Genomic DNA, 12,208 nt, shown 5'->3' on the forward strand with positions numbered 1-12,208 from the left:
AATATCGGTAAACAAGGTTTTAATTAAATTTCAAAAATCAGATACCAAGTGTTTTCCCGAGCAATAACGGGGTAATAAAGGTCTCTATTGCCGCCGCCGGTATCAGCAGAGCCATACCTATACCCAGATAACGCAGGTTGTGGCGAAAATTAGCATTAAGTTGTGAACGAGCATCACGGCTGAATACCGAACGCATGGCCATCATACCGAAACTGAGAGCTGCCGCCTGGGCTATTACAAATGCACTCAACTCAAAAATACCATGGGGAAGTATGCCGGCTATTACCGCCAGCAGGGATTCTTCTCTGGCAAAGAGAACTCCCACCGCCGAAAGTATCCAGCCGTTTAAAAACAGGGAACTTACAGGATAGATGAGCAAAACAGGTGAAAGCACAAAAGCCATAAGTAAAACAAGTGCATTCTTTATAAGGATAACAAGGAAAATACCCAGGGTAGATATACTTTCCAAAGCATTGGCTGTGTCTTCCAGACCGGTCAGTTGGTCTGCAATCAAATCCACCGGAGCAAAAAGCCCGGTAATTATGCCGGCAGAAAATATAGCCGCTGCCAGAATAAGCCACTTTTTATAATTCATAATATCCCTAACCATATTCTTGCGGGTTAAATAAACCCGTACCTGCCTTCGGGCAGGTATCTGTATAGGAAATATTTAAATTTATAAATACCCGCAGGATTCAACCCATACGGGCTAAATTACCAGCGCCAGTACTGCAAGAGCAACGGCGATAATCACCGCCAGTATACCCATCAGCTTAAGCTCGGAACCAATTTCAGGCGGTGCCAAAACGGGTATATTCCGCTTGGCAGTTTGAGCCGCAGGTGCGGCAGCCGCACTTTCGGTTTTATTTATACCCGCTGCTTCAGCCTTAGGCGTTTCCGAAGCCATCTGCTGCCGGGTGGTTTTATTCTTTTTATCTTGATAGGCCAGTTTGCCTACACCGCGTTTTTTAGACATTTTCAGAAAGTTCCTCCCTGTATATTAGAACGCCTATTTTGCCCGGGGATGGGCTTTTTCATAACTCCGCCGTATATGTTCGGAAGTAAGGTGGGTATATATCTGGGTAGTAGAGATGTTGGCATGACCCAGCAGCTCCTGTACCGAACGCAAATCTGCACCGCCGGAAAGCATATGGGTGGCAAAACTGTGGCGAAGGGTATGGGGGGTAACCACGTCATCCAGACCGGCTTCCCGGGCATAACCCTTTAAAATCTGCCACAAACCCTGACGGGTCAAACGGTCACCCCGCCTGTTCAAAAACAAGGCTTTTTCGGTTTCGGCCCGCACCAGATTGGGGCGGATTTCGGTTAAATATTCCTGAATGCTTTGTGCTGCCTGAGGATAAATAGGTATCATCCGTTCTTTGCGCCCCTTGCCGAAACAGCGCACAAAGCCTTCTTTCAGGTCTATATCCAATACATTAAGATTTACCAGTTCAGTAACCCGCATACCCGAAGCATACAAAAGCTCCAGCATGGCCTTATCCCGCTTGGCTTCCGAACTGCCAGACTTAACAGGCTGGTTTAGTAGAGCCCTGACCTGGCTTATGCTGATAGCATCAGGCAGTGGCTTGCCCACTTTGGGAGTACTGATATTTTCGGTAGGGTTTTCTTTAAGCTTGCCCTCGGCAACCATAAAGTTAAAAAAGCTCTTGGCGGCCGCCATCTTGCGGACTACGGTAGTTATGGCGTAATTCCGTTCCTTAAGGTCCAGCATATAGGCCAGCATGGTCTGGCGGGTAAAGTTTTCCCAGCCGGGTATCTTGCCGGACTTGGCGGCTTCTTTATCGGCAAAGGTCATCATCTGGCGAAGATCATTCTCGTAAGCTTCGGTGGTATTTTCTGAAAACCCCTTTTCAACCATAAGGTAGTTCAGAAAACTTTGTATATCATCACGCATCAGAGTCCTCGCTAAACGTTTAGAATTTTATTTATGTATTGTAACATAACTTTTGCCGCCGTCAAATACGCCGGAAAATGATTTAGCTTTATTTCCCCCCGAAAAAAATATATCGGTTTTTACTGCCCCTTTGCTTACCTGAGCTGCGGTTGCTACAATTTATCTATGCCAAGCGAAACCCTGCAAAACCAGATAGCCAGTTTACCCGAAAATCCCGGCGTTTACCTGATGAAAAATGCCCAGGGAGAGATTATTTATGTAGGCAAAGCAGCTGTTTTAAAAGACAGGATCAAATCGTACTTTGTACCCCCCTCCCGCCTTGAACCCAAAACCCGTCAGCTGGTCAGCCAGATAAACGAACTGGAATACCTGATAACCGGGTCTGAACAGGAAGCTTTGATACTGGAACTGAACCTGATAAAGAGGCACCGCCCCTATTTCAATGTCCGCCTGAAGGACGATAAGGGTTTTCCGTACCTGAAAATAACTTCAAATGAAAAATGGCCGCGTATTTATATAACCCGTAGTATGGCAGATGACGGCGGCAGGTATTTCGGCCCGTTTGCCAGCACCCGTTCCGTCCGCCATACCCTGCAGGTGCTAAAAGAGCTTTTTCGTTTCCGCTCTTGCAACCGCACCGAACCGGAAAAACGCAGCCGCCCCTGTCTGGAATACGATATCCACCAGTGCCTTTCACCCTGCACCGGCAAAATAAGCAAGCAGGATTATGACCACCTTATCTCGCAGGCCATACTCTTTCTGGAGGGCAAACAGGATAAGGTGCTGAAGCTGCTTGCCAAACTTATGAACGAAGCTTCTGCCCGGCTGGATTATGAAACCGCCGCCCTCCGCCGTGACCAGATATCATCTATAAAAGAGGTGATTGAAGGACAGCAGCTGGCCGCCAGAGTAAGCGGCGAACAGGACGCCATTGCCTTTGCTCAGGAAGGAGACCTGTCCATGGTGCAGGTTTTCTTTATCCGGCGGGGCAAACTTATCGGGCGGGAAAGCTTCAGCCTGCAGGGTACCCGCGAAGAAAAACCGGGTGATATCCTTTCGGAATTTGTAAAACAGTTTTACCACTCCTCCACCCAGATACCGCCAAAAATAGTTACCCAGTACCCGCTTTCAGACCGCGAAATACTGGAAAAGTGGCTGTCTGAAAGGCGGGGTGGCAAAGTGCAGATAACGGCGGGGCTTCGCGGACAGCCCAAGGACCTTATAAATATAGTAGCCGAAAATGCCAGGGAACAGCTGAAACAGGCACGGATAAAAAACCTGTCTTCAGCCGTTACCCTGACAGATGCGCTGGAGGAACTGCAAACTGCGCTGGGACTGCCCCTGCCGCCGCAGCGGATAGAAGGCTACGATATATCCAATATACAGGGCACCAATGCCGTAGGCAGCATGGTGGTTTTTGAAAACGGTAAACCCCAGAAAGCCCATTACCGCCGTTTCCGCATCAAAACCGTAAAGGGCGCGGATGATTTTTCCATGCTCAAAGAGGTCATCAGCCGCCGCTTCGGCAGGCTAAATAAAGACAATGCCGGCGAAAGTTTTGCCCGGCGGCCCTCACTCATGCTGATAGACGGCGGCAAAGGTCAATTAAGCTCGGTCAAAGAAACATTAGACACCCTGGGGCTTGAGGGGCAGGCCGTAATAGGTCTAGCAAAAGAATTTGAAGAAATCTATCTGCCCGGAAAATCCGAACCCATCAGGCTTACGGCCAACTCCCCCGCCCTTCAGCTGCTTCAGCGGGTACGTGACGAAGCCCACCGCTTTGCACTGGGGTATCACCTGAATATCCGCCATAAATCAGGGCTGGCTTCGGCGTTGGACGGGATTCCCGGTATCGGCCCAAGCCGCCGCCGCCTTCTTATCAAAACATTCGGTTCGGTTTCAGGTATCCGTCAAGCCAGCCTTGATGAGCTTTCACAGGTAAAGGGTATAAATCAGGCACTTGCCCTGTCTATTAAGGAACTGCTCTAAACAAAGGCTGCCCCAAAGAGGCAATCAACTACCTGATAGTGGTATAATAGGTTTCAATCTAACGGTAAGAGGTTTATATGCTGGAAATACGTACTCAAACCCCCGAAGATGCCGAAATGGTAGCCGCCCTGACTGAAGCTACCAATAGCCCCATACTGGGAGTGCTGTTTAAAAAACTGGAAGAAGAAGACCTGACCGCATTTAATGAAGTAGCCGTATGGGACGGCAAGATAGTGGGCAAGGCAGTAGCTATAAAAGCTGAGATAGAGTCTGAAGAAGCGTCTCTGCCGGTTTTGTACCTTATGCCGCTGGTAGTTATGCCGGAGTACGTCAGGCGGGGCATTGCCCTGGTGCTGGTACGCAAAATACTGGAAAACTGCAAAACCCAGGAAACAGGGGCACTGCTGGCTCACGGCAACCCGGAGTTTTTTAAGCATCTGGATTTTCTGCCGGCTGAACTTCACGGCATTAAAGATACCACCGGCGAAGCCACTGACAAGCTGATGGCCAAAGAAATAACCGAGGGCTATCTGGCAGAAAAAGGCGGAAACCTGATACTGCCCTTCTAAATATCCTGTATCTAAATAAGAAACTTACTGAAAGCGGCTGCAAGGCCGCTTTCTTCTACATCTAGAGTAACGTAATCTGCCATTTCCTTCAGTTCGGCTCTGGCATTCCCCATTGCCACCCCGAAACCGGCCGCCCTGAATAGCGGCAAATCATTGCTCCCGTCCCCGAAAGCAATCACATTCCTGAGTGAAATACCCATCTGGGCGGCCATTTTCTCAAGCGCCTGCCCCTTTGAAACACCCGGGCTAAGCACATTTACAAACTCCACTTCAGGATAAGCCGGAGCACGGGCTATGGAGAAATGAAAATCATCTTCAAAACGGGACATGAAAAGTTCCGCCCCGCTGCGTTCCGCAGTGTTATGCACCATCAGCTCTATCTTCTGCACGTCCTGCCGCAAGGCTATCTTCTTAAAATCAGTAACCGTGGGAGAAATATGGAAAAATTCGCGGTGCATTTTGGCAGACCAGTTTTCATACTCCACGTAATAGTCCAGTATAGTGTAAAGTTCCAGATAAATACTTTGTTCCCGCACAAAATCAATAGCCGAAAGGAGGGGCTCACAGCTAAGGGGCTGGGAATAGCAGGTCTGGGCGGTATCAGGGTTGTACACCAGCGCCCCGTCACAGAAAATATGAAACCCGTCTAGCCCCAGTTCTTTCAGCAGATAAGTGCAGGCAGGCACGACCCTGCCGGTTGACAGGGCAACCGTAATCCCCTTTTCCCTGGCCTGGGAAATAGCCTTTTTATCCGCCTCGGATATCTTGCCCTGTTTGTTTATCAGGGTTCCGTCTACATCTATAACAGCCAGTTGAAAGTCCGGCAATTTAAATCCCCCGCGTTTTATAAATGATTAACAGCCAGAGCTGAAAGCCAATTGTAACATCACTGCCGGACAGATAACAAAAAATACGCCCGCCGCAGAGTGAACATTTTCAGCCCTTACTTCCCTTTAGGCCGCCAAGCAGTTAAAATGTAAGCTCATGGAAAATATAACTCCCCTGCGTAAACAATACCTGGATATAAAAAAGAACTACCCCGAAGCGATAGTCTTTTTCCGCTTGGGAGACTTTTACGAAACCTTTGAAGAAGACGCCCGTATAGCTGCCCGTGAACTGGAAATAGTCCTTACCAGCCGCGAAATGGGCAAAGGGCTGAAAGTGCCGCTGGCCGGCATACCTTACCACGCCCTGGATAACTACCTTTCCCGCCTTATAAACCGCGGCTACAAGGTAGCCATTTGCGAACAGGTAACCAAACCGGGCGAAACCAAGGGCTTAGTGCAAAGACAGGTAACCCGCCTGGTGACCCCCGGTACGGTAGTTGAGCCGAACCTGCTAGAGAGCAAACAGAATAATTTTCTGCTCAGCCTGTACCTGACCGAAGACAGCTGCGGGCTGGCCTTTGCGGATATATCCACCTCGGAATTCGGCTGTACCCAGCTGGATATAAACGGGCTGGAAGCCGAAATAAACCGCCTGAACCCGGCGGAAATAATACTGCCTAAAAGCCAGAGCTTAAACCTGCCACTGCATCTGAAAGCCACTATAAGCAAGCTGGACGGATACTATTTTGAAGCAGACGTGGCCCGTGAACGTTTACTTAAGCACTTTGAGTGCCAGAACCTTTCCGCTTACGGCTGTGAAAACCTGCAGCTGGCCGTTTCGGCAGCGGGTGCTCTGCTTAACTATCTGGAGGAAACCCAGAAATCATCCCTGAAGCAGCTGGAAAGGCTGGCTGTCTATACCATATCTGACTATATGCAGATAGACAGCCATACGCTTTCTAATCTGGAAATCTTCCGCTCAAGCGGCGGAAACTCCCTCAAAGGGTCTTTACTGGGAGTGCTTGACCAGACCAAAACAGCTATGGGCGGCAGGCTTCTCCGCAAGTTTTTAGGACAGCCGCTGCTTAGGCAGGAAGATATTGAAAAGCGGCTTTCGGCGGTGGATTATTTTTTTGAAGAGAGTCTGGCACGCGCCAGCCTTGCCAAAGCACTGGGACAGATTGCCGATATGGAGCGGATAGCCAACCGTATCCGCCAGAAAACCATACTCCCCAAGGATCTGATTTCACTTAAAAACAGCTTGGAAACTGTTTCCGTCATTCACCGCCAGTTCGGGCTTATGCCGCCGCCCCGTTTGGCATATTTCCTAAACGGGCTTAAACCCCTGCCCGAAATGCTGGCTATTATAAACGAAGCTATTACCGATGACCCACCCTCCACCCTGGGTGAAGGCAAGGTAATACGGTCAGGTTTCAACCCCGAAATGGACAAACTCTGCTCTCTGGCCGGGGACGCCCGGACATTCCTTTCCCAGATGGAAGCCCGTGAACGGGAACAGACCGGCATAAAATCACTGAAGCTGGGGTATAACCGGGTTTTCGGGTATTACATAGAGGTGTCAAATGCCAATCTGGCTGACATCCCCCAAAACTATATCCGCAAGCAAACGCTGGTAAATGCCGAAAGGTTTATAACCCCCGAACTGAAAGAATACGAAAACCTTATCTTAAATGCTAAAGAACGCCTGCTGGAAATGGAAACCAGGCTTTACGAACAGGTTTTAAACCAGCTGGGGGGCTTTTACTCCGCTTTGCTCTCAAACGCCGCCGCTTTGGCATCTTTAGACGTACTTTCAGCCTTTGCCGAAGTAGCGGTACGAAACGGCTATGTCCGTCCCGTTTTCCACTCTGAAAACAGCCTGGTTATCCATAAAGGCCGCCACCCTATGGTGGAACAGGGGCTGGGATACGGCAGTTTTGTAGCCAATGACATTTCCCTGTCCGCCGAAGACTGCCAGATAATTATCCTGACCGGCCCCAATATGGCCGGCAAATCCACTTATCTTAAACAGACTGCCCTTATTGTCCTGATGGCCCAGATAGGTTCTTATGTTCCGGCAGAAACCGCCGAACTATGCCTGACAGATCGTATTTTCAGCCGCATCGGGGCAAAGGAGGATTTGAGTGCCGGGCAGTCTACCTTCATGGTGGAAATGGTGGAAACAGCATCTATATTGAATACTGCCACCAGCCGCTCCCTGCTGATACTGGACGAAATAGGCCGCGGCACCAGCACCTATGACGGTCTGGCCATTGCCCAAGCAGTAGTGGAGTATATCCATTCCCAGCCTTCACTGAATGCCAAAACGCTCTTTGCCACCCACTATCACGAACTGGTGGAGCTGGCGAATTACCTGCCCAGAGTAAAAAACTACAATATCGCGGTCAGCGAAGACCGTGGGGAAGTTGTGTTCCTGCACAAAATAGTCCCCGGCGGAGTAGATAAAAGTTACGGTATTCACGTGGCTAAACTGGCCGGTATGCCCAAATGGGTTATCAAACGGTCTTACGAAGTACTTACTGAACTTGAAAATCCTGCTAAAAAACAGCCAAAAAACCGCACCTGCCAGCCGCAGCTTCTGCTGCCCCTGACAGAGCAGACTTCGGCGCTGGCAGAGGAAATAAAAGGGCTGGAAATAGAATCTCTGACGCCGCTTGCGGCTCTTAACAAACTCTACGAACTGAAAAAGAAGGCCGAAGAAAAGGGATTCTAGAGGTTTACAGTGCCGACAAATTCCGGAGAGTTAACATCAAATGTACGGCTGACAATCTCCACGTAATCATCTTTCTTAGTAGCATAGCTGACAACTAAAATGCCGTCTTTGTACTTTTCTACAGTACAATCTTCAAGTGTCTCCAGTATGGCCTGACCGGACTGGTCCCAACCTACCCTGTAGGTAACCGAAACCATATCACCTTTGTTAAGCATTCAGCTCTCCCGGAATGTCCGCTTTTTTATTTCACCAGTTATAAATACTGTCTGAAACAGACGGGCTATCCCTAAAATATTACCGCCCTTGGCTGTCACAGCCGAAACCGTGCATGATTATATCATAAACCAGTTTGCTTTCAAGTTGACATTTAAGAGGATATAAAACATATTGACTGAGAGCCTGGCGGCATCTAATATAAACTCAAGGTGCAGTATCTGCTGCTTATATACTTATGAAAAGACCTGAGGGCATACTGGTTCTGGCAATCTGGCAGTTTTGTGCCGCTTTCTTCAGCCTGGCAGATGTGGTAATAATAACTTTATTTTTCATGCCTGCCATTGCTGGGCTGTATGATTATGCCCGTGAAGGCGCAGCCTGGGGTCTAAGCATACTTTCATTTTTCACCGTCACATATCTGCTAATTTCACTTATCGGCGGGATAGGTCTTTTAAAAGGCAGGAAGTACGGGCGGGTATTCAGTCTGTATCAGGCAGCATTTTCATTGCTTATATTCCCCTTGGGTACGGTTGCCGGCATAGCCGGACTTATATACCTCAACCAGCCAAATATCAAACAGTATTTAAATACACGGTAGACAGAGTGGGGGTGATTTGGAAATATTTTACCCTTATAATCCTATGCCAGAGTCAGGTGGTTGACCAGACTGCCTATACCTGAAATGCGTACTTCCACCCTGTCTCCGGGTTTCATCGGCCCTATGCCCGAAGGCGTGCCGGTGGCAATAATATCCCCCGGAAGCAGTGTCATTACCTCTGATACAAAGCTGACTATATATGGAATACTGAATATCATATCTGCCGTGGAAGTGCGCTGTTTAAGCTTGCCGTTAAGATAAGTCTCCAGCAATTGCGTCTGCGGGTCAAGTTCGGTTTCAACCCACGGGCCACAAACCGCAAACGTATCAAACCCCTTAGCACGTGACCACTGTCCGTCTGCCTTCTGCAGATCTCTAGCGGTTACATCATTAAAACAGCTATAGCCCAGTATGTAATCAAAAGCAGTTTCGGGGCTTATATTACGGGCTTTCTTTTTTATAACAACTGCCAGTTCCCCTTCATAATCCACCCGTTCAGACTGCGGCGGTTTTATTATGTTATCTTCTGTACCGATAATCCCATCGGCATTTTTAAAAAATATAAGGGGTGTCAGGGGCAGATTTTCAGCCATCTCTCCGGCATGGGCTTTATAGTTTAAACCGATAGCAATTATTTTAGAGGGAACTGAGGGAGAAAGAAGCCTAACCCCCGAAACATCAAAAACCCTGCCGGAAAAAACAATTTTACCGAAAGGGTTGCCCTTAAGTTCTTTTAGCTTTGTACCTTCCAGCACGGCATATCCTGTCCGCTTGCCAGAAATATTAAAACGTACTATTCTCATATTGTTATCATTCTAGCTTTTAAGTCTGAAGGGTGCAATCAGGAATTTGCATCCGCAAATAGAGTTGTCTGTGAACAGGGATATCAAGAGTTTGGCTTGACAGTCCCGTATGCCGCTGTTAAACTTTATCTTCGGCGCCAAGCCGTATGTTTGGGAGGATTTTTTGGCAACAAACCATACCCCTTACCTTGAAAAAGGCCTTATATCCATATTCACCGGTGAAGGCAAGGGTAAAACCTCGGCGGCTGTCGGCACTTCTGTCAGAGCTGCCGGTCACGGGTTAAGGGTTTGCCTTATTTTTTTTGCCAAGGGGAAACGCTTTGACCACGGCGAGTTCAAAATATTGTCCTCCCTGCCGAACGTAACCCTGCAGAGTTTCGGTCAATCTGGCTGGATACTCAAAAATATATCCGAAGAAACCCGCAAACAGGCGGAACTGGCCTTCGAGGCCGCCTCCGAAGCGGTAACCGGCGGGCAGTATGATCTGGTGGTCATGGACGAAATTATGATAGCTTTGACGGCCGGGCTGGTCACCACCGAGCAGGTTATCCGTATGATAAACGCTAAACCGCCGTATGTAGAGCTGATTATGACCGGGCGGAGCGCCCCGGCTGAACTTGTAGAATTGGCTGACCTGGTTTCCGAAATAAAGGCAGTCAAACACCCGTATACTAGGGGCATCAAAGCCCGTAAAGGTATAGATTACTAATCTTCACCAAGGAGAAAATAATGAAAGTAACCCTGAGTGTTATTAAAGCAGATATCGGCGGTTTTGTAGGCCATTCGGACTCACACCCGCAGTGTCTGGTCAGGGCTGAAAAGCACCTGGCAGAGGCTAAAAAGAATGGCATGCTGATTGATTACCATATTACCAAATGCGGTGATGACCTCCAGCTTGTCATGACCCACCAGAAAGGTATAAACAACAAAGTTATCCACGAAATGGCTTGGGATACCTTCGTAAGCTGCACCGAAGTTGCCAAAGAGCTGAAGCTTTACGGCGCCGGGCAGGACTTGCTGTGTGATGCCTTCTCCGGAAACGTAAAGGGCATGGGTCCCGGCGTAGCCGAAATGGAGCTTGAGGAACGGCCTTCCGAACCTATCATAATCTTCATGGCCGACAAGACCTCTTCCGGTGCCTGGAATCTGCCTCTTTACAAAATGTTTGCTGACCCCTTTAACACCATAGGTCTGGTCATAGCCGAAAACATGCATGACGGCTTTTCTTTTGAAGTACATGACGTAAAGGAAAGCAAGGGCATTACCTTTAACACTCCCGAAGAAATCTATGACCTGCTGGTATTTATAGGTGCTCCTTCCCGCTTCGCTATTAAAAGCGTTTCCACCCGCAAGGGCGAAATTGCGGCTGTGTCTTCCACCCAGAAACTGGCTTTACTGGCCGGACGCTACGTCGGCAAAGATGACCCGGTTTGTATTGTCCGCGCCCAAGGTTCTTTCCCGGCTGTAGGTGAAATACTTGAACCCTTCACTCAACCTTACCTGGTAGAAGGCTGGATGCGCGGCTCGCACAACGGCCCTATTATGCCTGTCTCAGTAGATGACAGCACCCCCACCCGCTTTGACGGCCCGCCACGGGTAACCGCTCTGGGTTTCCAGCTGTCAAACGGTATGCTTATCGGCCCGCGTGATATGTTTAAAGATAAGTCTTTTGACAATGCCCGCCAGAAATCACTGGATATGGCAGATATGATGCGCTCCCACGGCCCATTTGAGCCCCATCGCCTGCCGCTGGAGGAAATGGAATACACCACCATGCCTCAGGTATCCAAGAAACTGGCCGGACGCTTTAAACCCCTGGAAGACTAGTTTATGCCCAAGCTGCTGCTGGCAAGCAATAACCGGGGCAAGCTGAGAGAATATGCTTCTCTCCTCTGTAGTTCGGGTTTTGAGCTTGTCACTCCGGCAGATATGGGTATAGATATAACAGTTGCCGAAACCGGCACTACATTTGAAGAGAATGCCCGCTTGAAAGCCGCCGCTCTGGCGGAAGCAAGCGGGCTTCTTACTTTGGCAGATGACTCCGGTCTAGCAGTAGACGCTCTGGGGGGTGAACCCGGTGTCTATTCCGCCCACTATGTCGGGGAAAACGCTCTGGATACAGACCGGAATGCATATCTCCTGTCTAAAATGCAAACTATCCCCGCTGAAAAACGCACCGCCCGCTTCTGCTGTGTAATCGCCATTGCCCAGCCGGGCCATATCATCGCCACCTTTGAGGGTACTTGCGAAGGATTTATAAGCACTGACCCCCGCGGCACTAACGGATTTGGCTATGACCCCGTTTTTTATCTGCCGGAATACGGTAAAACTATGGCCGAACTCCCGTCTAAAACAAAAAACAGCATTTCCCACCGGGCTATGGCCGCCCAAAAAGCCAGCCGGTTTCTGACCAAAATAGCCACTAGCTAGTTAAGCCACACCGAATAAACTTACACACTCTGCTCTTTTTTAATCCCGTTTTTGTCTCTTGATAAACTATTTACTGCCTCATTTTGAGCACAAAAATATCTTGTTTAAGTGCTATTCTTGGGAT

At 48.9% G+C, this 12,208-nt stretch carries 13 protein-coding genes; 7 read left to right on the forward strand and 6 right to left on the reverse strand.

Translation table 11 applies throughout. The annotated features are described in order from the left end of the window. Positions 1-37: 37 nt before the first annotated feature. From ASJ33_RS06220 to xerD, 3 genes are all read right to left on the reverse strand, one after another. Entirely contained in the window at positions 38-595 is a 558-nt protein-coding gene (locus ASJ33_RS06220) for a stage II sporulation protein M (RefSeq protein WP_023652518.1), read from the reverse strand. A gap of 114 nt (positions 596-709) precedes the next feature. Continuing rightward, positions 710-976: a hypothetical protein gene (locus tag ASJ33_RS06225; RefSeq protein WP_012882264.1), complete on the reverse strand. Its 267-nt coding sequence runs from the start codon at positions 974-976 to the stop codon at positions 710-712. 33 nt (positions 977-1,009) lie between these two features. Further along, the gene (xerD, locus tag ASJ33_RS06230) at positions 1,010-1,918 is read right to left on the reverse strand and encodes a site-specific tyrosine recombinase XerD (RefSeq protein WP_023652519.1); all 909 of its coding nucleotides are present in this window, start codon (positions 1,916-1,918) and stop codon (positions 1,010-1,012) included. A 165-nt stretch (positions 1,919-2,083) separates the two neighbouring features. On the opposite strand from xerD, the gene uvrC reads away from it, so the two are divergent. Together uvrC and ASJ33_RS06240 are read left to right on the forward strand one after the other, a co-directional pair. Beyond that, positions 2,084-3,907, forward strand: coding sequence for an excinuclease ABC subunit UvrC (gene uvrC, locus ASJ33_RS06235; protein ID WP_041331157.1), 1,824 nt, complete (start codon positions 2,084-2,086; stop codon positions 3,905-3,907). Between the two features lie 77 nt (positions 3,908-3,984). Beyond that, a complete protein-coding gene (locus tag ASJ33_RS06240) occupies positions 3,985-4,476 on the forward strand; it encodes a GNAT family N-acetyltransferase (RefSeq protein ID WP_023652521.1) in 492 nt (163 codons plus the stop codon). An 11-nt stretch (positions 4,477-4,487) separates the two neighbouring features. Here the strand turns inward: ASJ33_RS06240 and ASJ33_RS06245 are convergent, their stop codons facing one another. Beyond that, complete coding sequence (locus tag ASJ33_RS06245; RefSeq protein ID WP_041331159.1) at positions 4,488-5,303, reverse strand: Cof-type HAD-IIB family hydrolase; 816 nt, start codon at positions 5,301-5,303, stop codon at positions 4,488-4,490. A 157-nt stretch (positions 5,304-5,460) separates the two neighbouring features. Between ASJ33_RS06245 and mutS the strand changes: the two genes are divergently transcribed. Next, positions 5,461-8,037 (forward strand): DNA mismatch repair protein MutS, encoded by a 2,577-nt coding sequence (gene mutS, locus ASJ33_RS06250; protein WP_041331161.1) that lies wholly within the window; start codon positions 5,461-5,463, stop codon positions 8,035-8,037. Here mutS and ASJ33_RS06255 read toward each other — a convergent pair. After that, positions 8,034-8,252 (reverse strand): hypothetical protein, encoded by a 219-nt coding sequence (locus ASJ33_RS06255; protein ID WP_012882270.1) that lies wholly within the window; start codon positions 8,250-8,252, stop codon positions 8,034-8,036. The genes mutS and ASJ33_RS06255 overlap by 4 nt on opposite strands. Positions 8,253-8,488: 236 nt before the next feature. Between ASJ33_RS06255 and ASJ33_RS06260 the strand changes: the two genes are divergently transcribed. Beyond that, positions 8,489-8,851, forward strand: a complete 363-nt coding sequence (locus ASJ33_RS06260; protein WP_172812218.1) for a hypothetical protein — start codon at positions 8,489-8,491, stop codon at positions 8,849-8,851. 41 nt (positions 8,852-8,892) lie between these two features. Here the strand turns inward: ASJ33_RS06260 and ASJ33_RS06265 are convergent, their stop codons facing one another. Continuing rightward, a complete protein-coding gene (locus tag ASJ33_RS06265; protein ID WP_041331165.1) occupies positions 8,893-9,654 on the reverse strand; it encodes a fumarylacetoacetate hydrolase family protein in 762 nt (253 codons plus the stop codon). A 163-nt stretch (positions 9,655-9,817) separates the two neighbouring features. On the opposite strand from ASJ33_RS06265, the gene ASJ33_RS06270 reads away from it, so the two are divergent. The 3 genes from ASJ33_RS06270 to ASJ33_RS06280 are packed head-to-tail and all read left to right on the forward strand — an operon-like array spanning position 9,818 to position 12,084. Continuing rightward, entirely contained in the window at positions 9,818-10,363 is a 546-nt protein-coding gene (locus tag ASJ33_RS06270; RefSeq protein WP_041331781.1) for a cob(I)yrinic acid a,c-diamide adenosyltransferase, read from the forward strand. A gap of 20 nt (positions 10,364-10,383) precedes the next feature. Beyond that, positions 10,384-11,481, forward strand: a complete 1,098-nt coding sequence (gene fbp, locus ASJ33_RS06275; RefSeq protein WP_041331166.1) for a fructose-1,6-bisphosphate aldolase/phosphatase — start codon at positions 10,384-10,386, stop codon at positions 11,479-11,481. Positions 11,482-11,484: 3 nt separating this feature from the next. Then, positions 11,485-12,084 carry an XTP/dITP diphosphatase gene (locus tag ASJ33_RS06280; protein ID WP_041331168.1) on the forward strand — a complete coding sequence of 200 codons (600 nt, stop codon included), beginning with the start codon at positions 11,485-11,487 and terminating at the stop codon, positions 12,082-12,084. Positions 12,085-12,208: the final 124 nt, after the last annotated feature.

The organism is Dehalococcoides mccartyi, assembly GCF_001889305.1.
GTDB classification, from domain to species: domain Bacteria; phylum Chloroflexota; class Dehalococcoidia; order Dehalococcoidales; family Dehalococcoidaceae; genus Dehalococcoides; species Dehalococcoides mccartyi_A.